The sequence below is a fragment of the Mycobacterium sp. NTMscope_MAC_269 genome (assembly GCF_976985695.1).
Genome location: NZ_OZ335668.1, coordinates 2308368 through 2328976 on the forward strand (window position 1 = coordinate 2308368; position 20609 = coordinate 2328976).

Annotated in this window: 22 protein-coding genes; 7 read left to right on the forward strand and 15 right to left on the reverse strand. The window is 68.0% G+C overall.

What is annotated here, in order from left to right:
- Positions 1 to 42 precede the first annotated feature (42 nt).
- The gene (locus ACZ50Z_RS10870) at positions 43 to 771 is read right to left on the reverse strand and encodes a 3'(2'),5'-bisphosphate nucleotidase CysQ (RefSeq protein ID WP_464483554.1); all 729 of its coding nucleotides are present in this window, start codon (positions 769 to 771) and stop codon (positions 43 to 45) included.
- 196 nt (positions 772 to 967) lie between these two features.
- Between ACZ50Z_RS10870 and ACZ50Z_RS10875 the strand changes: the two genes are divergently transcribed.
- Complete coding sequence (locus tag ACZ50Z_RS10875; protein WP_464486180.1) at positions 968 to 1504, forward strand: hypothetical protein; 537 nt, start codon at positions 968 to 970, stop codon at positions 1502 to 1504.
- Positions 1505 to 1550: 46 nt separating this feature from the next.
- Here the strand turns inward: ACZ50Z_RS10875 and ACZ50Z_RS10880 are convergent, their stop codons facing one another.
- Positions 1551 to 2726 carry a thiolase family protein gene (locus ACZ50Z_RS10880; protein WP_464483555.1) on the reverse strand — a complete coding sequence of 392 codons (1176 nt, stop codon included), beginning with the start codon at positions 2724 to 2726 and terminating at the stop codon, positions 1551 to 1553.
- A gap of 152 nt (positions 2727 to 2878) precedes the next feature.
- Here ACZ50Z_RS10880 and ACZ50Z_RS10885 point away from each other — a divergent pair, with 152 nt between their 5' ends.
- The 3 genes from ACZ50Z_RS10885 (at position 2879) to ACZ50Z_RS10895 (ending at position 5540) form a co-directional block, all read left to right on the forward strand.
- The gene (locus tag ACZ50Z_RS10885) at positions 2879 to 4009 is read left to right on the forward strand and encodes an NDMA-dependent alcohol dehydrogenase (RefSeq protein WP_464483556.1); all 1131 of its coding nucleotides are present in this window, start codon (positions 2879 to 2881) and stop codon (positions 4007 to 4009) included.
- Between the two features lie 34 nt (positions 4010 to 4043).
- Positions 4044 to 4436, forward strand: a complete 393-nt coding sequence (locus tag ACZ50Z_RS10890) for a DoxX family protein (RefSeq protein ID WP_464483557.1) — start codon at positions 4044 to 4046, stop codon at positions 4434 to 4436.
- Between the two features lie 207 nt (positions 4437 to 4643).
- Entirely contained in the window at positions 4644 to 5540 is an 897-nt protein-coding gene (locus ACZ50Z_RS10895) for a DMT family transporter (RefSeq protein WP_464483558.1), read from the forward strand.
- On the opposite strand, the gene ACZ50Z_RS10900 is transcribed toward ACZ50Z_RS10895, so the two are convergent.
- A complete protein-coding gene (locus tag ACZ50Z_RS10900; protein WP_464486181.1) occupies positions 5541 to 5900 on the reverse strand; it encodes a bleomycin resistance protein in 360 nt (119 codons plus the stop codon). It abuts the gene before it with no gap.
- A gap of 120 nt (positions 5901 to 6020) precedes the next feature.
- Between ACZ50Z_RS10900 and ACZ50Z_RS10905 the strand changes: the two genes are divergently transcribed.
- Entirely contained in the window at positions 6021 to 6770 is a 750-nt protein-coding gene (locus tag ACZ50Z_RS10905; RefSeq protein ID WP_464483559.1) for a sensor domain-containing protein, read from the forward strand.
- Between the two features lie 38 nt (positions 6771 to 6808).
- Here the strand turns inward: ACZ50Z_RS10905 and ACZ50Z_RS10910 are convergent, their stop codons facing one another.
- The 3 genes from ACZ50Z_RS10910 to htpG all read right to left on the reverse strand — a co-directional run bounded on the left by ACZ50Z_RS10910 (position 6809) and on the right by htpG (position 10099).
- Positions 6809 to 7828, reverse strand: coding sequence for a TIGR03617 family F420-dependent LLM class oxidoreductase (locus tag ACZ50Z_RS10910; protein WP_464483560.1), 1020 nt, complete (start codon positions 7826 to 7828; stop codon positions 6809 to 6811).
- A 42-nt stretch (positions 7829 to 7870) separates the two neighbouring features.
- Positions 7871 to 8086 (reverse strand): hypothetical protein, encoded by a 216-nt coding sequence (locus ACZ50Z_RS10915; RefSeq protein WP_464483561.1) that lies wholly within the window; start codon positions 8084 to 8086, stop codon positions 7871 to 7873.
- A 69-nt stretch (positions 8087 to 8155) separates the two neighbouring features.
- On the reverse strand, positions 8156 to 10099 hold the full coding sequence (gene htpG / locus ACZ50Z_RS10920; RefSeq protein WP_464483562.1) for a molecular chaperone HtpG: 1944 nt from the start codon (positions 10097 to 10099) through the stop codon (positions 8156 to 8158).
- A 103-nt stretch (positions 10100 to 10202) separates the two neighbouring features.
- Between htpG and ACZ50Z_RS10925 the strand changes: the two genes are divergently transcribed.
- Entirely contained in the window at positions 10203 to 10823 is a 621-nt protein-coding gene (locus tag ACZ50Z_RS10925; RefSeq protein ID WP_464483563.1) for a TIGR03085 family metal-binding protein, read from the forward strand.
- 86 nt (positions 10824 to 10909) lie between these two features.
- On the opposite strand, the gene ACZ50Z_RS10930 is transcribed toward ACZ50Z_RS10925, so the two are convergent.
- From ACZ50Z_RS10930 to ACZ50Z_RS10940, 3 genes are all read right to left on the reverse strand, one after another.
- The gene (locus ACZ50Z_RS10930; protein WP_464486182.1) at positions 10910 to 12448 is read right to left on the reverse strand and encodes a class I adenylate-forming enzyme family protein; all 1539 of its coding nucleotides are present in this window, start codon (positions 12446 to 12448) and stop codon (positions 10910 to 10912) included.
- A 2-nt stretch (positions 12449 to 12450) separates the two neighbouring features.
- Positions 12451 to 13293: a thioesterase family protein gene (locus tag ACZ50Z_RS10935; protein ID WP_464483564.1), complete on the reverse strand. Its 843-nt coding sequence runs from the start codon at positions 13291 to 13293 to the stop codon at positions 12451 to 12453.
- Between the two features lie 100 nt (positions 13294 to 13393).
- On the reverse strand, positions 13394 to 14107 hold the full coding sequence (locus ACZ50Z_RS10940; protein WP_464483565.1) for a VIT1/CCC1 transporter family protein: 714 nt from the start codon (positions 14105 to 14107) through the stop codon (positions 13394 to 13396).
- A 201-nt stretch (positions 14108 to 14308) separates the two neighbouring features.
- Between ACZ50Z_RS10940 and ACZ50Z_RS10945 the strand changes: the two genes are divergently transcribed.
- Positions 14309 to 14938 carry a chitin-binding protein gene (locus ACZ50Z_RS10945; protein WP_464483566.1) on the forward strand — a complete coding sequence of 210 codons (630 nt, stop codon included), beginning with the start codon at positions 14309 to 14311 and terminating at the stop codon, positions 14936 to 14938.
- 95 nt (positions 14939 to 15033) lie between these two features.
- Here the strand turns inward: ACZ50Z_RS10945 and ACZ50Z_RS10950 are convergent, their stop codons facing one another.
- The 6 genes from ACZ50Z_RS10950 to ACZ50Z_RS10975 form a co-directional block, all read right to left on the reverse strand.
- Entirely contained in the window at positions 15034 to 15669 is a 636-nt protein-coding gene (locus ACZ50Z_RS10950; RefSeq protein WP_464483567.1) for a class I SAM-dependent methyltransferase, read from the reverse strand.
- Positions 15666 to 16598, reverse strand: coding sequence for an SAM-dependent methyltransferase (locus tag ACZ50Z_RS10955; protein ID WP_464483568.1), 933 nt, complete (start codon positions 16596 to 16598; stop codon positions 15666 to 15668). The genes ACZ50Z_RS10950 and ACZ50Z_RS10955 overlap by 4 nt, the downstream gene beginning before the upstream one ends.
- 135 nt (positions 16599 to 16733) lie before the next feature.
- Positions 16734 to 17042: a hypothetical protein gene (locus ACZ50Z_RS10960; RefSeq protein ID WP_464483569.1), complete on the reverse strand. Its 309-nt coding sequence runs from the start codon at positions 17040 to 17042 to the stop codon at positions 16734 to 16736.
- Positions 17043 to 17183: 141 nt separating this feature from the next.
- Positions 17184 to 17615, reverse strand: coding sequence for a nitroreductase family deazaflavin-dependent oxidoreductase (locus ACZ50Z_RS10965; protein ID WP_464483570.1), 432 nt, complete (start codon positions 17613 to 17615; stop codon positions 17184 to 17186).
- Positions 17616 to 17704: 89 nt separating this feature from the next.
- Positions 17705 to 18022, reverse strand: a complete 318-nt coding sequence (locus ACZ50Z_RS10970) for an STAS domain-containing protein (RefSeq protein WP_464483571.1) — start codon at positions 18020 to 18022, stop codon at positions 17705 to 17707.
- The gene (locus ACZ50Z_RS10975; RefSeq protein ID WP_464483572.1) at positions 18022 to 20592 is read right to left on the reverse strand and encodes a SpoIIE family protein phosphatase; all 2571 of its coding nucleotides are present in this window, start codon (positions 20590 to 20592) and stop codon (positions 18022 to 18024) included. Before ACZ50Z_RS10975 ends, ACZ50Z_RS10970 begins: the two co-directional genes overlap by 1 nt.
- Positions 20593 to 20609 lie beyond the last annotated feature (17 nt).

A 20609-nucleotide genomic window follows, 5' to 3' on the forward strand; every position in this document is an offset into this window, starting at 1 on the left:
TCAAGGCCTCATGCGGCGGCACACACAGCTCGATCCGGGGCGTCAGCGGGTAACCGCGAGGACGGCTTCCGCGAGTTCGGGACGGCACACCACGAGGTCAGGCAGCTTCGGGTCCGGCTGGTTGTAGGCCAGGGCGGTCCCGTCGATGCGGGAGGTGTGCAGCCCGGCGGCGCGGGCCACCGCCACCGGGGCCGCCGAGTCCCATTCGTACTGTCCGCCGGCGTGCACGTACACATCGGACAAGCCCTGGACGATCGAGGCCACCTTGGCACCGGCCGAACCCATTTCCACCAGCACACCGTCCAGGGCGTCCCGGACGCTCAGCGCGATGGCGGGCGGGCGGGTGCGCGAGACCACGATGCGCGGCTTGCTCGGCGCCGCCGGGGGTGAGGCGATGTCGGGCGTGGCGAACGTGATGCCCTGCGCCGGCAGCGCCACGGCGCCGGCAACCAGTTCGCCGGCCTCCCACAGCGCGACGTGCACCGCCCAGTCGTCGCGCCCGAGCTCGGAGAATTCCCGCGTCCCGTCCAGCGGGTCGACGATCCAGACGCGCTCGGAGCGCAACCGCACGGGATCGTCGGCGCCTTCCTCGGACAGCACCGCGTCGCCGGGGCGCTCCGCGGTGAGCGCCGCCACCAGGAAGTCGTGGGATCGCTTGTCCCCCGCGGCTTTCCGTTCGCTCGCTTCCGCTTCGGCGAACTCTTGCCGAACCCCGAGCAACAACTGACCGGCCTCGGCGGCCAACCGCGCGGCCAGATCATGATCATTCATCGGCGTCTCCACTGAATCCTCAATAAGTTGGCAGTGATGACCAACTTTACCCTGAGAAGCTACCGCGGGCGCCACCCCCGACGGGAAATTCGTCCGTAATCTGGTGCATGTGAGCGGCAACGCCAACGTCGGATCCTCGAGGCGGTTGCGGCACATCTCGCGGGGGCGCTTGATCGCGATCGGCATCGCGGCGGTGATGCTGGCCGGGGTATTGGCCTTCGTGGGGGTGCGGGTAACCGAAGGCAATCACCGCGCGACGGGCCCGACCACTACCCCACCGCCGTCGGCACCGGAGAGCTTTGCCATCCCGGGCTGCTACAACCCGTCCGTCCCGCCGGTCGCGCGTCCCAAAAAGCTCAACGTGCTCGGGTGCGCCAGCGTCGCCGTTGCGCTGCAGGACATGTCGTGGAACTCCTGGGGGCCGCAGGGCGCCGACGGGACCGGCACGGCCGTGTTCAAACTCTGCGACCCGAATTGCGCGGCCGGATCGCAGCTCACCGAGCCGGTCGTCGTGCACGCGTGGAATCCGCAGCCGCCGCGGCGCGAGGCCATCTGCCAGGTCGGCCTGGAGATCTTCGCCGACATGATCCTGGCCTTCCCCAAGGACCTCCCGCCACCGACCGTGCAGCAGATGAACACCCAGTACGACGGAAAACCGGCGGTGCACTTCGCCAACTACGCCAGCGGCGACACCCGCGGCACCCAATTCATCGGCTACACGTTCTGCAACTGAAGCCGTCAGAGCTCATGGCGGCGACCCGCTGCCCTTGCGATCGCCGCTAGACCTCGATAACGACGGCGCCGCCCTGGCCGCCGCCGGCGCACATCGCCGCGACGCCGATGCCGCCGCCGCGGCGGACCAGCTCGTAGGCCAGCGTGGTCACCATGCGCGCGCCGGACGCCGCGATCGGGTGGCCGAGGCTGCAACCACTACCGGAGAAGTTCACCTTCTCCTCGTCGATGCCGTATTCCCGGCACGCCGCGATCGGCACGGACGCGAACGCCTCGTTGATCTCCCACAACGCCACATCGCCGGGCGACAACCCGGCGCGCTGCAGCACCTTCCCGATGACCTTGACCGCGCCCAGCCCGCAGTCGCGCGGCGGCACACCCGCGGCGGCCCACGCCCGGACCGTGCCCATCACGTTGAGCTTCTCGGCGTCGGCGTACTCGCGGTCGACCAGCGCGACCGCGGCAGCGGCGTCGTTGGTGCCGCTGCTGTTGCCCGCGGTGATCGAGAAACCCTCGATCTCGGGGTGCAACACCTTGAGGCCGGCAAGCTTTTCGACGGTGGTGTCGCGGCGGGGGTGCTCGTCGACGGCGAACTCGATGACCGAACCGTCGGCCTGGGAGATCTTCAGCGGCAGGATCTCGTCGGCGAACTTGCCCGCATCCTGGGCCGCGACGGCGCGCTGATGCGAGCGAGCCGCCCAGGCGTCCATCTCCTCGCGCGTGATGCCGACCGTCTGGGCGGTGTTCCAGCCGACCGTGATCGACATGTCCTTGGCCGGCGCGTCGGGCGTCTCGACGTGCGTCGGCGGCATCCACCGCTCCTCGAACTTCAGCTCGGGCCCGGGGATCCGCCAGTTGGTCAGCGGCGTCATCGACAGCGACTGCACACCGCCGGCGATCAGCACCCGCTCCATGCCGGAGCCGATCTGCGCCGCCGCGTTGCCGATCGCGGTGAGGCTGCCCGCGCAGTGCCGGTTGACCGACTGGCCGGGGACATGCTCGAGGCCGGTCGCGGTCGCCGCGTACCGCGCGAGATCGCCACCGCCGTAATGGGATTCGGCGAAGATGATGTCGTCGATGGCGGCGGGGTCGACGCCGGACCTGCGCACCACCTCGGGAAGTACCGCGGTGATCAGCGTCTCGGGCGGCGTGTTGACGAGCGTTCCCTTGAAGGAACGGCCGATCGCCGTTCGAACGGCTCCGACGATGACGGGTGTACCCATGTTTCCAACCTCGAGCGGTCTGGCGGCGTTCAGTCGCGGCGAATCGTTTCAAATACTGTATAGACAATAGTATTGGTCTAAGTTCGGTGGGGGCCGGTCTGTGACCGCGCTAACAATTAAGCGGTTAGTACACGTTTTCAGGAGGCCTCCCGTTGAAAACCAAAGGCGCCCTGGTCTGGGATCTCAACGAACCCTGGGTGATCGACGAGATCGAGATCGGCGATCCCCGCCGCGGCGAAGTGGCGGTCCAGTTGGAGACGGCCGGTTTGTGCCACTCCGACCACCACCTACTGACGGGTGACTTCCCCATCCCCAGCTTCCCGGTGCTCGGCGGGCACGAGGGCGCCGGCATCATCACCGAGGTCGGCGACGGCGTCGAGCACCTGGCCGTCGGCGACCACGTGGTCATGTCGTTCATCCCGTCCTGCGGCACGTGCACGCCGTGCCAGACGGGGCTGCGCAACCTGTGCGACCTGGGTATGGGGTTGCTGTCGGGCCAATCCGTGGCCGACGGATCGTTTCGGGTCACCGCGCGGGGCCGCGACGTCATCCCGATGTCACTGCTGGGGACGTTCGCGCCGTATGTGGTGGTGCATCACACCTCGGTGGTCAAAATCGATCCCGCGATCCCTTTCGACGTCGCCTGCCTGGTGGGCTGCGGGGTGACCACCGGCTACGGCTCAGCGGTGCGCAGCGCCGCGGTATCCCCGGGTGAGGACGTCGCGGTCGTCGGCATCGGCGGCGTCGGCGTCGCCGCGCTGCAGGGCGCCCGCATCGCCGGCGCCCGACGCATATTCGCCGTCGATCCCTACGAATGGAAGCGCGAGCAGGCGCTGAAGTTCGGAGCCACAGCGGCTTTCGCGGACGTGGGCAGCGCCGCGGCCGGGATTGCCGAGGCGACGCGAGGCATGATGTGCCCCAAGGTAATCGTCACCGTGGGCCACGTGGAAGGCAAAGACGTCGAGTCGTGGATGGGCCTGACGGCCAAAGGCGGGGTCTGCTGCCTCACCGGCATGGCCAGCGTGATGGCCAACGACGTCACCCTCAACCTTGCGGGACTCTCGCTGCTGCAAAAAAGCTTGCAGGGCAGCATTTTTGGCGGCGGAAACCCGCAATACGACATCCCGGCGATCCTCGAGCTGTACAAGTTGGGGCAGCTCAACCTCGACGACATGGTCACGCGCGAGTACGCCCTCGAGCAGATCAACGACGGCTATCGCGACATGCTCGAGGGGCGCAACATTCGCGGCATCATCCGCTTCACCGACGCCGACCGCGCGTAAGCAGCGGGCGCAATGGGCACAATGCAATGTCTTCATGACAATCAGACCCCTCGCCGGCGCTGCCGCCGGCCAGCAACTCGCCTACCGCGTCGCGGCGATGCTGCTCGGCATCGGCACCCTGCACTTCGTGGCGCCCAAACCGTTCGACTCGATCATTCCCGTCGAACTGCCCGGGAGCCCGCGGCTCTACACCTACGGATCGGGGGTGGCCGAGCTGGCGATCGGGGCGCTGCTGGTGCCGCGTCGCACTCGGCGAGGCGCCGCGCTGGCCGCCGTAGCGCTGTTCGTCGGGGTCTTTCCCGGCAACGTCAACATGGTCCGGTTGTGGTGGGACAAGCCGTGGGCGATGCGGATCGTCGCGCTGGCGCGGCTGCCGCTGCAGATTCCCATGATCACCACCGCGCTCAAGATCCGGCGCGACAGCTGACACGACCGTCGGGCACCACCTGCCCCCATGTTCACCGCGGTCGCGTTTGGGCGCACCGGCCCCGCCCCGGGAGGATGAGTGCAAGTGGCGGGCACTTCGCCTGTCGCCCGGCGGAGAGACGCGTGTGGCGTCTGTGACCGGCATGCTGTGAAGATACCGCCACAAAGCCGTTGCGGCGCAACCGATTAATCGTCGAGGACAGGACCAGTGGGCAAGACAGGCATTGCGGCGGCGCTCGCGGTGGCGGCCGCGCTGATGGTCGGCATCGGCGACGTCGTCCAGCAGCGATCCGCTCAACAGGTCACCGATCAACCGGTCGGCACCGTCGCGCTGTTTCGACGGCTCCTGCGCGATCGCCGATGGTGGGTGGGAAGCCTGGTCGCCGCCGCCGGCTTCGGATTCCAGGCCGCGGCGCTGGGCGTGGGTTCGGTGGTCCTCGTGCAGGCGATCTTGGTGACGTCGCTGCTGTTCGCGTTGGTCATCAGCGCGCGCGTGAATCACCGCAGAGTCACGCGCCGGCAAGGGTTTTGGGCCGTGCTGCTGGTGGCCGCGGTCGCGGTGATACTCACGGTCGGAGACCCCCAGGCGGGCACCCCGCGCGGGTCGCTGCAGACCTGGACCATCGTGGGGCTGGTCATGGGTCCGGCGCTGATCCTGTGTGTGATCGCAGCGCGCATGTTCCCGGGTTCGGTCGGCGCGCTGTTGCTGGGTCTGATGTCCGGTTCTCTGTGGGGGCTGTTTTCGGTCGTGACCAAGGGCGTCGTGGACCAGCTCGACCGCGGCATCCCGGCGTTGTTGCGCACACCCGAGCTGTACGTGTTGATCGCGGTGGCGATCGCGGCGACGGCCTGGGAGCAATCGGCGTTTCGGGCCGGCCCGCTCACGGCGTCGCTACCGGCGGTAACCGTCGCCGAGCCCGTCGTCGGGTCGCTGCTCGGTGTCATCGTGTTAGGCGAGACGCTGCACACCAATGGCGCCGGCCTGGCGGCCCTGGGCGTTTCGATCGCTGTGATGGCGGCGGCGACGGTCGCGCTGGCCCACAGCCAGGCCGCTTCCGCCCCGTCGGCTGACGAAAAACCCGGCCTGTCAAGGGAAACGGCCTGATCAGTTCAGGGGCGAGCCGACCCGGTGCGCGGTGCCGTCGGGATCGACGTAGGCGAATTCGCGCAAGCCATAGGGGGTGTCCTGCGGCGCGATCAAGCGGCCCTCGAGATTGACCAGCGCGGACCACTCGGCGTAGAGGGCGTCGGCATCACTGACGTAGAAGTACACGCTCGCGGCGGTGCGCAAAGGGTCGTGTTCGTCCCACTCGGTGAGGTGCAGCGACACCGATCCCCGGTCGACGAAGCCGTAGCGGTCTGGGCCGTCGTATGCGCGGGCATCGAAACCCAGCCGGCGGTAGCGGTCCAGCGCGACGTCGAGATGTCGGACGGGGACGATCGGCGCGACCGAAGCGAAGTTCACTGCTGACACCCCGCGAAGATAGCGCTTCGCGCCGAACCCGCTCGCGGCGCACGGGTGCTGTCGTATGCTCCACCGCAAACGACCCCTGAGGAGTCGGCTCAAGCAGGAAGGGCACCCACCATGCGCCAGCTAACTGCCGCCGTCGCCGTCGCTGCCGCCGGGATGCTCGTCGCGGGTTGCGGGGACAGCAACGCGGGCGACACCGCCGCGCCGTCGAGCACGACCACGACGGCGTCGCCGAAGACTCCCCTCGAGAAGGCCGCGCTGCCCGATCTGATGCTGAGCCCCGACGACATCGACAGCGCGCTGGGCACCCGCGGGACGACGAGCGATCCGCCGTTCACCAATTTCGGCGAAGACCCGGTGCACCGCACCGACTACACCTTTCCGGCCGAATGCAAGTACACGATCCATGCCGGGCTGGCGTCCGAATACGCCGACAGCGGGAGCACCGGGGTGTACGGCTACCACGACCTCGCGCCCACGCCCCCCGGGGCCAATCAATTGGAAGCCCCTGACGTCTACCAGTTCGTCGTGTTGTTTCCGTCCCCCGAGCAGGCGAACGCCTTCTTCACCACGTCGTCGCAACGCTGGCCCGCCTGCGCCAACCGCCAGGACACCGTCCCCGCCGACGGCACTCACCCCGAACTTCAGTGGAAGGTGGGGCCGGTGTCCAACGCCAACGGGATGCTGAGCACCGTGGTGAACGTGGCCGTCAACGGGGACGGCACCAACGTCACGGTCCCCTGTCAGCGGGTCCTGACCGCCCGCCGAAACGTCGTCATCGACGTCGACGCGTGCCGCAAGGATGTCGGGGACTTCGGCGTCAACATCGCCAATCAGATCGCCGCGAAGGTCGACAAACAGTAGCGGTCGATGCACGTCACCAAATGCCTTCTGGCATAACCCTATTGGCGGTTCCGTATCCGGCGGGCCACCTCGCCGTAGCGCTCGAACCGATCCTGGTCGGCCACGGAGTTGTACATCACCAAACGCGTTGCCGTCCCGGCGTATTTGTCGGTCAACGCGTCTGCCAGGCCGTCCCAGCTTGACTCGGTGGCGAAGACGGCGATGTGGTCGTCGCTGACTTGGGCGGCCATCCCAGCGAAGTCGCCGGCCTTCTGTTTCTCCCGGATCCGCGCGGTGGTTCCCTCGAAACCGGCCTCGTCCCAGATGAACGCGTAGTTGGGCGTGCTTCCGTAGAACGCCATGCCGGCGCGCACGACTTCGCGCTGCTTGTCGCGCTCCTCGTCGCTGTCGCCGACGATCGTCATGACGGGCACGATGATCGCGAGATCCGACAACGAACGCCCGGCCTTGGCCGCCCCTTCGGCGACGGTCGGCAGGACGTGGCGGGACAGGTAGCCCGGTTCGCCGATCGGGTGGACGTGCACCCCGTCGGCCACCTCGCCCGCCATCCGCAGCATCCACGGATTCACCGCTGCGATATCGACTTTCGGGTCGGGAGCGTCGATGGGCCCCGGGCTCCACTGCGGGGTGATGAAGTCGAGATCGTAGAAGTCACCGTGGTGGTCGAGCGTGCCCGAGCGGAACGCCGCGAAGCATGCCTTGACGGCCAGCAGGTAGTCGCGCAGCCGCGGCCCGGGGCGCTCGAAGGCCGTGCCGTAGCGTCGCACGACGTGGGTGCGCACCTGGGTTCCCAACCCCAGCCGGAACTTTCCCTTGGTCGCCTCCTGCAGTTCCCACGCCGCGGCGGCGGTGACGAACGGGCTGCGCGGGAAGGCCACCGCGACACCCGTGGACAGTTCGAGATCGGGCGCGGCCTGCGAGGCGACGGCGGCGTTCAGGTAGGCGGTGCGGCCCGTCTCGGTGAACAACAGACCGGAGAAGCCGGCGGATCGGGTTCGTCGGGCAAGTTCGCCGATCTGGCCGAGCGGCTGCGGGGTCGTCATCGCGTCGACGTGCATGGGGGGAGCCTACGTGGCCGGCCGCGCGCGCCGATCGTCGATTCAGCGCTTCGTGGGCCGGCGGCTCACCGGGGCGGTAAAGCCTTCGGTGTCATCGAAGAAGGCCCACTGCCCGTCGTCGTTGACCTCCATGCGCCAGCCCAGTTCGGTGTTGCCGCCCACCGAGTGGACGAACCATGCGTGGGCGGCTTCCGCGTTGGCGAAATTCTTCGTCGCGACGACCCGCCCGTGCGGGTCGAGGACGCGGAACTGAGCCATGGGACCTAAGTATCCCTGCCGGCGGCTTTTCAATCCCGAAAACGTGCCCATCTGCCGATCGGGCCGGGTCTAGATCGTGCGGGCCAATCTGTCGGCCAGCATCTCGGCAAACCGGGCCGGGTCGTCGAGCGCGCCGCCTTCGGCGAGAAGTGCTGTGCCGTAGAGCAATTCGGCGGTCTCGGCGATCTCAGCAAGCGCAGCGTCGTCGGCGGCGTTCTTTTGCGCCTGGCGCAAGCCCGTGACGAGCGGATGGTTGGGATTGAGTTCGAGGATCCGCTTGCCCACCGGGATGTCCTGGCCCGAGGCGCGGTAGAGGCGCGCGAGGGCGGGCGTGATCCCGAAGGCGTCGGTGATCAGGCAGGCGGGCGAGTCGGTCAGTCGGGTGGAAAGCCGGACTTCCTTGACGTGGTCGGCCAGCGTCTCCTTCATCCAGGTGAGCAGGTCGGCGAATTCCTTCTGCTGCTCTTCGCGCTCGGCCTCGCTCTCGTCGCCTTCGGCGCTGAGGTCCACCTCGCCCTTGGCGATGGACTGCAGCGGCTTGCCGTCGAATTCGGTGACGGTTCCCACCCAGACCTCGTCGACCGGGTCGGTGAGCAGCAGCACCTCGTAGCCCTTGGCTTTGAAGGCCTCGAGATGCGGCGACTTGAGGATCTGCTGGCGCGTCTCGCCCGTGGCGTAGAAGATCTGCGTCTGGCCGTCCTTCATGCGCTCGACGTACTGGGCGAGCGTGGTGGCTTCCTCCTCGCTGTGCGTCGAGGCGAACGAGGAGATCTGCAGCAGCGTCTCCTGGTTGTCGAAGTCCGACAGCAGGCCTTCCTTGACGACCCTGCCGAACTGGGTCCAGAAGGTCCGATAGTCGTCGGGGCGCTCAGACTGCAGATCCTTGATGGTGGAGAGGACCTTCTTGGTCAGCCGGCGCCGGATGGCGTTGATCTGCCGATCCTGTTGCAGGATCTCGCGCGAGACGTTGAGCGACATGTCCTGCGCGTCAACCACACCCTTGACGAAGCGCAGGTATTCGGGCATCAGCTGATCGCAGTCGCCCATGATGAACACGCGCTTGACGTAGAGCTGGATGCCGGTCTGGGCGTCGCGGTTGAACAGATCGAACGGCGCGTGCGACGGGATGAACAGCAGCGCCTGGTATTCGAAGGTGCCCTCGGCCTTCATCGCGATGACCTCGAGCGGGTCGTCCCAGGCGTGCGCGATGTGCTTGTAGAACTCCTTGTACTCCTCCTCGGAGACCTCGTCTTTGGGCCGGGCCCACAGGGCCTTCATCGAGTTGAGGGTCTCGGTCTCGATGGTGACGGTCTCCTCGCCGCCCTCCTCAGTCGCCGGTTCGCGCCGCTCCACCTGCATGCGGATGGGCCAGGCGATGAAGTCGGAGTACTTCTTGACCAGACCCCGGAGCTTGAAGTCCGAGGTGTAGTCGTGCAGCTCGTCCTCGGTGTCTTCGGGCTTCAGATGCAGGATGACCGAGGTCCCCTGTGGCGCATCGTCGACCGATTCGATGGTGTAGGTGCCCTCGCCGCTGGACTCCCATTTGGTGGCGTCGCTCTCGCCGGCCTTGCGGGTCAGCAGTTCGACCTTGTCGGCGACCATGAAGCTCGAGTAGAAGCCGATGCCGAACTGGCCGATGAGTTCCTCGGAGGCGGCCTCGTTCTTGGCGTTCTTGGCCTCGCGGAGTTGCTGGCGCAGCTCGGCGGTGCCCGACTTGGCCAGTGTGCCGATCAGGTCGACCACTTCGGCGCGGGTCATGCCGATGCCGTTGTCGCGGATGGTCAGGGTGCGCGCCTGGTGGTCGACGTCGATCTCGATGTGCAGGTCGGAGGTGTCGACGTCGAGGTCCTTGTTGCGGAACGCTTCGAGCCGAAGCTTGTCCAACGCGTCGGAGGCGTTGGAGATCAGCTCCCGCAGGAACGAGTCCTTGTTGGAGTACACGGAGTGGACCATCAGATCCAGCAGTTGCCGAGCCTCTGCTTGAAACTCCAACTGCTCGACGCGCGCGTTCATGGCATTCCCTTCGACAACATGACGTTTCAAATTTACCGAGCCGTCGGTCGTTGGTGTCGGTGGACCCATCCTCTTCGGGCGCGGCCGGCTCTAGGCTGAACGCATGTCTGTTGCTCAACGCGAACGCGCCGCCCTCGTGGAAACGATGCGCGACGTCGGTCCGGACGCACCCACTCTCTGCGAAGGCTGGACGACCCGGGACCTGGCCGCCCACCTGGTGATCCGGGAGTACCGCCCCGACGCCGCCCCGGGCATCCTGATCCCGTTCTTCGCCTCCCACACCGCCAAGGTGCAAAACCAGGTGAGCGAGCGCAGCGAGTGGGACGAGCTGGTCGGCAAGGTCGCAGCCGGTCCTCCGGTGTATTCGCCGCTCAAGTTGCTCGACCCGGTCGCCAACGTGGCCGAGATGTTCATCCATCACGAGGATGTGCGCCGCGCGCAGCCGGGCTGGCAGCCGCGGTCGCTGGAGCCCGCGCTGGCCACGATGCTGCGCCGCACCCTGCCGCTGATGGCCCGCTTGACCCTCGCCAAGGCGCCCGCCCGGGTGGCGTTACGCACCCCGGAGGGCAAGACGCTGCTCACCGCCGGCCAGGGTCCGGCGGTGACGGTGACCGGCGCGCCCGCGGAGCTGTTGCTGTTCTCCGTCGGGCGCGCGGCCCAGGTTGAGTTCGACGGCGACGCCGCGGCGGTGCAGGCGGTTCGCGACGCACCCAAGGGACTGTAGGAATGGCGCCGCGGGCGTAACGCCGCGGCGCAAAATCCAGAGGAATCTCGCCATGGCGTTACATTCGCGCGGGTGGTCGGGCTCGCCTACCCGAAGGCCTCGCGCAGGTCCTTCTTGATCACCTTGCCGAATTGGTTGCGGGGTAGCGTGTCGACGACCACGAGATGTTCGGGGTGTTTGTAACGGCTCAGCCCCCGCGATTGGCAGTGCCGCACAAGGGATTCCAGCGACACACCGTCGGCCGTGGCCGGCACGACGACGGCGCAGACGCGTTCGCCGGTGCGTGCGTCGGGGATCCCGATGACGGCGACGTCGGCGACGGCGGGATGGGTGGCGAGCGCATTTTCGATCTCGAGGGCGGAGATGTTCTCCGCGTTGCGGATGATCGCGTCTTTGGTGCGACCGGTGACGCGGACGTTGCCGTCGGCATCGATCAGGCCGAGATCGCCTGTGCGCAACCAGCCGTCGTCGTCGAACGCCTCGGCGTCGAGCGTCGGATCGGCGTAGCCGAGAAAACATTGGGGCCCCTTGAGTCGCAGCTCCCCTTCCTGCCCGGCGCCCAGTTCGATTTCCCTGGCGCCGACAACGCGGACCTTGACCCCGGGCACCGGCGGGCCGACGGTATGGTCGAGCACCTCCGGCGGGGCGGTCAGGGACGGCGACGTCGCGCACGGAAACTCGGTCATCCCCCACGCGTTGGCGATCCCGGCGATGCCGAAGGTTTCGCGGACCTGGCGGCCCAATTCGGCGGTGATGGGCGCGCCTCCTGCCAGACAACCCCGCACGTTCGTGAACAACCGTCGATCTCCGTGGGCGCGTTGGGCTTCGAGGAACGCCACGAAGAACGGGGTCGCGGTGCCCAGGAAGGTGGGGTTGTGGGCGGCGATGGCCAGCGGCGTGGTCGCCGGGTCGAACGACTCGAACAGGGCCAGCCGCATGCCGGTGAGCAGCGCGGTGGCCAGCATCGCCGCCCCGCCGATGTGGGCGATCGGGAAGGCGATGGGGTCCACGTCGCTACTCGTGGCGCCCACCATGCCCACCACTCCCGCCGAGCCCGCGATGACCGAGGTGTCGGTGTGGCGGATCCCCTTGGGGGCCGCGGTCGTCCCTGAGGAGTAGTAGACCCAGCGGGCGTCGTCAGCCGATCGCGGGGGCGCGGGAAGGGAGTCGGTGTCGGCGTGGGGCAGGCGCAGCCTGCCGGCCGGGGGTGTTGCCAGGTCGAGGGTGATGACCTCAAACTTGTTGTCGCGCGCCAACTCGCGAGCCAGGCCGCCGTGATCGAAGCCGCGCCAAATTTCCGGTACGACAAAGAATTCGGTGTTCAACTGGCCGGTGATGAAGCCGACTTCGCTTTCCCGCAGCAGCGGGATGATCGGGTTTTGCACCGCGCCGAGCCGGGCCAGTGCGGCCATCACCACCATGGTTTCCAGCGTGGTGGGCAGCTGCCAGGACACCACGGTTCCCGCGCGGACTCCCCGTTCCGCGAGGGCGGCGGCGGTTGCGCAGGCGGCGTCGTGGAGTTGGCGTGCGGTCAGGCTGCGTCCATGCTCGTCGGCGAGCAGCGGCCGGTTCGATCCGCGTTGCGCCGCATCGGCAATCAACGCCCAGAACGTGCCGCCCGCCACCGTCACCGCGCCGACGGATTGGTGGAGGGCGGACGAAATCCCGAGTGCGCGACGGCCACCGACACGCCGGTGCCGATCGGCCCCTTCGCATCGACCAGGACCGCGGAGCCACTGGCCACCCCGTCGTGGCTGTGATGAGTGAGAGAGGCCAGCCCGATGTGGGCGCCCTCGGGCAGCCGGGTCAGCGTGAGCGTGTAGTCGACGTTGATGAACTCCAGAGAATTGGTGCCCCAGTTGGCGATCGAGGCCGTGATGTCGCCGGCCATTGCCGCGCGGGTGAAGGCGCTCAGCGGTTCGTCGTCGATCAACGGGCGATTCTCGTGCAGCCAGGTGTATTTCGGGCCGCCGGTCTGTGGCCAGTCCGGATCGGGGTTCTGCACATCCGAGCCCCAGCCGTAGGTGCGCATGAACAGCGTCGGGTACGGCTCGCCCAGCGGGATCGGCGGCATCTGCACCGGTGGTGACCAGACTCGACCGTCGGGCTGGGGACCACGCCGCACGAACAGCGCGCTGGCCTGCGCCACGGGGGCGCCGTCCTGGATGATGGCGGCCTCGACCAGCCGCACTCGCCGTCGGTCCTGGCGCACCTCGGTGTGCACCTCGAGTGGTTTGAGCGCCGTCGGCCGGGGCAGGTCGACGGTCAGCCGCGCCGGTTGCAGATGTGCGTCCTGCGCTTCACGCTCGACCGCCCACGCCAGCAGCCCGCCGACGACGTGACCGCTGAGCGATGGACCCCATCCACCGCGCGCGATTCCGGTTGGTACAAAGTACTTTTCGTCGCGCACGAAGTACGGCGCTGGTTCCGCCCAGCGCGCTTCATCCGGAACGATATCGGGCTCGGCCACTGCATGACCCTTCGCGTGAGGGAGTAGCGGAACCCTGCTGAGACCCGCAACCGTGAATGTTACAGTTGCGCTTCCAGTCGCTGTATGCGCACCGCGCCGGTCAGTCGATGGCGGCGCCCACCAGGTGACCGATCACGTAGGTGATCGTCAGCGCGAGGCTGCCCCCGATGACGTTGCGAAGCACCGCGCGAAGCTTCGGCGCCCCGCCCAGGCCGGCCGAGACCGCGCCGGTGACCACCAAAGCCACGAGCACCGCCGCAATGGTCACGGGGATTCGCCACGTGGTCGGCGGGGCCAGGATGGCGATCAACGGCAGCAGGGCGCCGATCGCGAACGACAGGGCCGACGACGATGCCGCCTGCCACGGATTCGTCAGCTCCTCGGGATTGATGCCGAGTTCGACCTCGGCATGGGCCAGCAGCGGATTTTGATCCGTGAGTTCCTCCGCCACGGTGCGCGCGGTGGCCGGCGTCAGGCCTTTCGCTTCATAGAGTTCGGCAAGCTCGTCGAGTTCGGCGGCCGGGTCGTCGCGCAATTCGCGGCGCTCCTGGTGCAGCAGCGCCTTTTCCGTGTCGCGCTGGGTGCTGACGGATACGTATTCGCCCAGCGCCATCGACACCGCTCCCGCGACCAGTCCGGCGCTGCCGGCGGTCAAGATCGGGGCCCGCAGGGTGGTGGCCGCCGCGACGCCTACAACGATGCCCGCGGTGGAGACGATTCCGTCGTTGGCGCCCAGCACGCCCGCGCGCAGCCAATTCAGCTTCGACGACACCGACCCGACATGGGGTTCGGCCGGATGTGACGTACTCGACACGGCGGCAACGATATAGAGGAAAACTCTGGCCGACTAGCCAACCTAGCCTTGCCAAACCAGCGGTCATGCGGCCGGCCCAAGGATTGCATGGGCCAGACACAGCTGGTCCATAGGAAAGCTATCTAGCGTCTGGATTGTGTCAGGGGGAGGTTCCGAACACATCCCTAGTTGAAGAAGTCCCTAGTGGATAGGTGAAGCATCATGAAGTTGAAGCAACTTGTCGGAGGGGTGACCATCGCCGGAGCGCTCAGCGCGGCGGCCTTGGGAATGGGCGCCGGGTTAGCCAACGCCGCGCCGGGCGGTCCGCCGTCGGGTCCGGGTGGTCATGGCGCACCGAACCCCGGCGGCTTTCACGCCCCTACCGGCCCGAATGATCCCGGCGGTCCTGGTGGCCCAGGCGGTCCCGGTGGACCCGGCGGTCCGGGAGGGCCGGATCATCCCGGTGGCCCGGGTGGGCCCGGCGGTCCCGGACCCGACCACCCCGGCGGACCGGGCGGACCAGTTGGCCCTGGCGGCCCGGGACCCGATCACCCCGGCGGGCCCGGTGGTGCCGGCGGCCCCGGTGGGCCGGGAGGGCCCGGTGGCCCGGGTGGCCCGTGGCACGGCGATGACCAGCGAGGCTACTTCCACGGCGCCCCATGGGGCGAGGGGCCCGGCCCGTGGGGTCCGGGCGCACCGCCGCGGCCGGCCTGGGATCGACCGCTCCCCCCGCCCGGCGGCCAGTGGGGTTATGGCCCGATCAACTACTGGGGCTACCAGGAAACGCCGTACTGGAACCCCCGTTTCAACCAGTGGGGATTTGACTTCTTCGGGGTCTGGATTCCGCTGTAAAGAACGCTGAACGCGATGCCCGCCTCGCCGGTTGGCGAGGCGGGCATCGTCGTTTATTACGTTGGCGGCGAACGCTTTCCGTGCGCGACGCGCGTTCAGCTTTTGGTGCCCACGGTTAACAGGTCGGAGACGAGGCGCGTCCAGACCGGACGCGGGATCCGGTGCTGATCGCCGATCACGAACCCGGCGTTTTCGAACAGCGTCCGCATCTCGGGCGCCGAGGTGTTGTGTTGTGGCTTCCACCGGTTCTGCGCGGATGACTGCAGGCGCGGTTGCCGCGTGCTCAAGGCCGACACGGCCACCATTCCACCGGGCGCGAGCACGCGATGGAATTCGCGCAACGCCGCGGGCTGGTCGAAGAAGTGGAACGCCGATGTCGTCACGACGGCGTCGAGCGCACCGTCGTCGAACGGAAGCTGTTCTGCCGGACCGCGCAACCACTGCACCCGATCCGACCTGGCGCGGGCCTGGTTGAGCATGCCGTCGGACATGTCGACACCGTAGATCTCGTCGGGATTCAGTTCACGCTGGATCCGGTCGCTGAGAATCCCTGTGCCGCAAGCGATATCCGCGATCTTTCGGGCTCCGTGATTGCGCAGCTGTGCGATCACCTCGTTGTGCGGCGGGCGGTACACCCATTGCTGCAGGAACGGCAGGTCATAGGCCGGCGCCAGGAAGGTCCACATCCGGGTGACCGCTTCGTTGAGTGCGCGGCGCTGCGGTGCGGTCACTTGGCCAGCACCGAGTTGAAGTAGACGGTGTCGGCCACCGAGACGGAGTCGTTGGTCTGCGGGATCGAGTCGAGGCCGAAGTCGGCCAACAGCTGACTCATCCGGACACCGACCGACCGCCAGCCCAGGTTGTCGAGATAGACGGCGACGTCGTTGCGCTCACCTTGGTAGCCGAGATCGCCGAATTCCAGGTCGAACCCGTGCTCACGCCATTTCGCGGTGGCCCTGCGCATCATTTCCTGAGCCTTCTCCGTGTCTACCTCGGACATGTCCGGAATAGCTTCGCACGCCAGCCGGCTGCCCTCGGCGCTGAGTGCGGTGATGTTGTCCAGCAGGCGGTCTTGTGCTTCGGGCGGCAGATACCCGAAGAGTCCCTCCGCGATCCATGCCGTCGGCCGGCTCTTGTCAAAACCCGCCTCCACCAAGGCCTTTGGCCAGTCGTTGCGCAGATCGACGGAGACCGTTCGCAGCTCCGCCTGCGGGGCGGCGCCCAGGCCCGCCAGAGTAGTGGCCTTGAACTCGATCACCTGCGGCTGGTCGATCTCGAACACGGTCATATCGGCCGGCCAGCCCAGCCGGTAGGCCCGCGCATCGAGGCCGGACGCCAAGATCACGGCCTGCCGGATCCCGGCATGCGTCGCGCCCTGGAAGAAGGAGTCGAAGAAACGCGTCCGGGCCGCCATCGCGGCGGGCATGTGTTCGAGCTTCCAGCCCGATTCGTGGTCGTCGACCTCGGCGGCGACCAGGTCGCCGGAGATCCAACGCGTGAAAAAATCCACCCCGACCGCACGAACCAGGGGCTCGGCGAATCGGTCCTCGATCAGCGGGTTGTCGGCGTTGGTCGCGATCGCCCGCGCGGCTGCCACCATGGTGGCGGTGGCGCCCACACTGGTCGCAAGGTCCCAGGTGTCGTTGTCTGTGCGTGGCATGCGGCTGTTGTCCCCCTCGGAAGCACCGGTTACTTAGCCGGTATAACGACCGAGGGGCGGGTAGAGTTCCCACCCGTCGGCCATCCGGCGATGGCGCCGACCCGAGTGTCGCGTTGCCGCAGCTGAGCCAGGGTTTTAGTGCGCTCCGGGGTGGCCGGGCGCGCCGGGTCCGCCGGGTCCGCCGGGTCCACCGGGTCCACCGGGGCCGCCGGGCCCACCCGGTCCGCCGGGCCCACCGGGCCCACCCGGTCCGCCGGGGCCGCCCGGCCCGTTTGCGGCCGGCAGCAAGAACACGCACTCGTTCAGCTCGACGCTCCAGCCCCACCCCGGGGCGCATTCCCCGTCGGCGCGGGCGGTCGGAGGTGTCCCGAGCACCGTCACCGGCAGCCCGGCCAGCGCGAGGGCGAACACGCCGATCATGGAGCGCCGCAGATAGCGTCTCATCGCCGACCTCACCTTGTCCTTAAGCAGTGCGGGCGGGGATGTCTCGTCGCATCAAGCCACACCCGCGCACTTCATTGTGCGGCAGGCGACGCGTTTTCGTGCCAAATTGGCGAGCTTGAATGTTGTTGGCAGCGCGGGTCTTCAGTCAGTCATCAATTCGAAGACCGGGATGACGCGATCGGTGCGTTGCTGGTACTCGCCGAAGCCGGGCGCGCGCTCGACGATGACGGAATAGATCGAATCCCTTTCCTCGCGCGGCAATTCGCGCGCGGTCGCCGACTTGGGAGCCTCGGAGCCGATCTCGACGGACACGTCGGGAATGGCGCGGATGTTGTGCACCCACGCGGGATGTTTGTCGCGGCCCGCCGCCGAGCCGACGATATAGATTTTGCCGTCGATGTCGAAGTAGGCGACCGGGTTGACGCGTTGGGCGCCGCTGCGGGCACCCTCTGACGTCAGCAACAGCAGCGGGAAGCCCTCGAACTGTCCCCCGACCTTGCCGCCGTTGCGGCGGAACTCTTCGATGTTGTTCTCGTTGAATTCACGTTCCGAGCTCAGCGCGTCGTCAGCCATTACGCCATCGTGGCATGCGAAAGCAGCATGGGCCAGCAAGAACAGGTTTTATGTTGCGCCGCAAGAAAATTCGGCGCCGGGTAGCTGCGTCAGCGCTTCCTGGTCGGCGGCGCGGGCACGATCGCGGTCAGCTCGGTCAGACCGCTGACCGTGAGGACGGGCATCAGGATCGGGTGCGCGACCAGCTCGATGCGGTCGGCGTGGATGGCCAAGGCGTTGATGGCGGCGCTGTCCAGGTACTCCACGGCGCTGAGATCGACAAGCAGCGCCCCGTCGCTGCCGGTGGTCGCGGTGGACAACGCCAGGGTGAAGGCTTCGATGTTGCTCAGGTCGATCTCCCCCGCCGCGACCAGCACGAGCTTCCCGTCGCCGCCGCGCGCGGTGTCGAGCGTGAGCGGGGTCATCATCAGGTGATTCTCGCGGACAAGTGGACGGTGGTTCCGTCGTCGTCGGGCCGGATGTCCACGTCGTGCATCAGGCTTCGCATCAGCGGGATCCCCCGGCCGCGACGGTGATGGGCGGCCGGCTGCGGAGCCTTCCACGTGCCGGTGTCGGTGATCGTCAACTTCACCTCGTCGCCCACCGCGATCGCGCCCAGTCGGATGAGGCCCTCGGGTCGGTGGCGGTGGCCGTGCTCGATCGCGTTGGCGACGGCTTCCCCGGCGGCCACCAAAACGTTCAGGGTCTCCTCGGGGCCCACGCGCACCCGGGCCAACCAGTTGCGCAAGGCGTTGCGGGTGGGTGCGAGTTGGCTGACATCGGCGGGGAAGTTCAGCTCCAGCGGGGCCGGATGGCGGTAGAGCAGCAGGACGACATCGTCCTGGTACCCGCCCTGTGGCGCGACACGGGTCATGACCTGGTTGGCCAGATCCTCCAGGCCCAGCGCTCGGCCGTCCTGCGCGACGCCGGCGACGCGAGAGATGCCCCGATCCAGCGGACTGCGGCGACGCTCGACCAGCCCGTCGGTGTAGAGCAGCAGGGTCGAGCGGGCCGGTACGGTCACGCGGGCCTCCGGGCGCGACCAGTCGCCGCGTATTCCCAAGGCGATGGTGTGACCGTCGTCAAGTATCTGGGTGCTGCCGTCGCCGTGCACCAGGATGGGCGGCGGATGCCCGGCGCTGGAGTAGACGAGTTCGCCGGTGTCGGGGGTGAGCACCGCGCAGACGGCGGTGGTGCACTGGGCGCCGGGAAGCCGCGCCGCGAAGCGATCCATTCCCGCGAGAGCCGCAGCGGGGCTTGGGTTTTCGAACAGCAGCGCACGGCAGGCGCTGCGCACCTGGCCCATCACGGCGGCCGCGGCCAGGCCATGGCCGACACAGTCGCCGACGACCAACGCGATGCGCCCGTCCTCGAGGTCGACGATGTCGTACCAGTCACCGCCCACCTGCAGCGGCCGGGTGGCGGCCTGATAGCGCACCGCGAACCCGTTGGGCAGATCCGCCGGCCCGAGGATGGCGTGCTGGAGGGCCAGGGCGGTCTCGCGCTGCTGGTCGACTTGGTGCACCCGTTGCAGACCCTGGCCGAGGCGACCGGCCAGCACGGTGAGCAAGGTCTGGTCCTCCAGGGTGAAGGGGCGTTGCTCAGTGAGGTCGATCCAGACGACGAGCACGCCCTCGGGATGCTGCAGCGCGATGCCCGCGGCCCCCGGCTGAGGTGCGGTCGGGGTGAGGAAGTCGCCGTCGCGCAAGGAGCTGAGCGCCTCTTGTGTGTGGGACGGCAGGTCGGCCCACTGCGTGGGTTCACCCACCGATACCACCTGAGGTGCGCCGAAGGCCGTCTCCGTCGACGAGCTGAAGGTCGGGAAGGTGACAGCCAGCACGCGGCGCGCCCGCCACAGCCGGCGCAATTCTTCGGCGGCGGCGTGCACCGCGTCCTCGACGGTGTCGGATTGGGCCAACTCCTGGTTGAGCGCGTGTTCGCGGCCCGCCGCCAGCGCCAACGCGATCGCGGCGTGGCGGGCGAAGTCGCTGACGAGATCGAGGTAGTCGTTGCCGAACGGGGGCTGGTGCGGGTCGCGCGCGACGGCGATGACACCGAGCACCGCGCCGTCGGCGATCAGCGGGATGACGATTGCCGGGCGTTCACCGACATCGGTGAATCCCTCGATCGGGTACTGGAAGGAATCGGTGATCAGCGGTAGACCGCGGCGCGCGACACCGCCGGTGGTCGAGCCGTCCATCGGGACCTGCCGACCGATCACCTCCGAGGAATAGCGGCCCGCCGTCGCGGCCACCACCAGGGTGTCGACCTCGTCGACGGGCGCTTCGGCCTCCCGGGGCACCAGCAAGATCGCCTGTTCCGCGCCGGCCAGCTCCAGCGCCCGGTTGACGATGAGCTGCAGCGGTCCCGTCTGCGGGTCGCCGGACAGCAGCGCGGTCGTGATCTCGCGGCTGGCCTTCGTCCATTTGGCCGATTCGCGCTCACGCTGGAACAGCCGCGCGTTATCGATGGCGGCGGCAGCAGCCGTGGCCATCGCGCGGACGGCGCCCTCCTGGATGTCGGTGAAGACGCGGCCGGGCCGGTCGTCGGCCAGGTAAAGACTGCCGAAATTAGCCGCCCGCACGGTAATTGGGATTCCGAGGAAAGCTCGCATCGGCGGGTCGTGCGCGGGCAGGACCGCCGTCTGCGGATCGGCACTCAGATCGTCGACGCGCAGCCCGTCACCGACCGCAAGGTCACCAAACCGTCGCGCGGTGTCGGCGTCGATCCCCGCGTGCACGAAGGAAACGAGCGCGCCGTCGAGTGCGCGGATACCCAGGGCGGCGTAGCGGGCGCCGGTCAGTTCCATGGCCGCTTTGAGGACCCGATGCAGGGTCACGTCCAGGTCCAGATCGGAGCCGAGCTCGACGATGACGCGTACCAGTTGTTCCATCTGGTCGCGGGCCGCCACCAGGTCGTCGAGCTGGTCGTGCATGCGGCTCACCAGTTCGCGCCGGCCCTGCCAGGTATAGGCGGAGTCCCCCCGGTCGCTGTCCATAGGGACCAAGGTAACGG

Coding starts and splice junctions, on each gene's coding strand:
- ACZ50Z_RS10925 (WP_464483563.1), top strand. CDS start 10,203: ATGTCTGTTGCTCAACGCGAACGCGCCGCCCTCGTGGAAACGATGCGC.
- ACZ50Z_RS10960 (WP_464483569.1), bottom strand. CDS start 17,042: ATGAGACGCTATCTGCGGCGCTCCATGATCGGCGTGTTCGCCCTCGCG.
- ACZ50Z_RS10965 (WP_464483570.1), bottom strand. CDS start 17,615: ATGGCTGACGACGCGCTGAGCTCGGAACGTGAATTCAACGAGAACAAC.
- ACZ50Z_RS10880 (WP_464483555.1), bottom strand. CDS start 2,726: ATGGGTACACCCGTCATCGTCGGAGCCGTTCGAACGGCGATCGGCCGT.
- ACZ50Z_RS10915 (WP_464483561.1), bottom strand. CDS start 8,086: ATGGCTCAGTTCCGCGTCCTCGACCCGCACGGGCGGGTCGTCGCGACG.
- ACZ50Z_RS10905 (WP_464483559.1), top strand. CDS start 6,021: ATGCGCCAGCTAACTGCCGCCGTCGCCGTCGCTGCCGCCGGGATGCTC.
- ACZ50Z_RS10910 (WP_464483560.1), bottom strand. CDS start 7,828: ATGCACGTCGACGCGATGACGACCCCGCAGCCGCTCGGCCAGATCGGC.
- ACZ50Z_RS10970 (WP_464483571.1), bottom strand. CDS start 18,022: ATGATGACCCCGCTCACGCTCGACACCGCGCGCGGCGGCGACGGGAAG.
- ACZ50Z_RS10975 (WP_464483572.1), bottom strand. CDS start 20,592: ATGGACAGCGACCGGGGGGACTCCGCCTATACCTGGCAGGGCCGGCGC.
- htpG (WP_464483562.1), bottom strand. CDS start 10,099: ATGAACGCGCGCGTCGAGCAGTTGGAGTTTCAAGCAGAGGCTCGGCAA.
- ACZ50Z_RS10870 (WP_464483554.1), bottom strand. CDS start 771: ATGAATGATCATGATCTGGCCGCGCGGTTGGCCGCCGAGGCCGGTCAG.
- ACZ50Z_RS10945 (WP_464483566.1), top strand. CDS start 14,309: ATGAAGTTGAAGCAACTTGTCGGAGGGGTGACCATCGCCGGAGCGCTC.
- ACZ50Z_RS10890 (WP_464483557.1), top strand. CDS start 4,044: ATGACAATCAGACCCCTCGCCGGCGCTGCCGCCGGCCAGCAACTCGCC.
- ACZ50Z_RS10875 (WP_464486180.1), top strand. CDS start 968: ATGCTGGCCGGGGTATTGGCCTTCGTGGGGGTGCGGGTAACCGAAGGC.
- ACZ50Z_RS10955 (WP_464483568.1), bottom strand. CDS start 16,598: ATGCCACGCACAGACAACGACACCTGGGACCTTGCGACCAGTGTGGGC.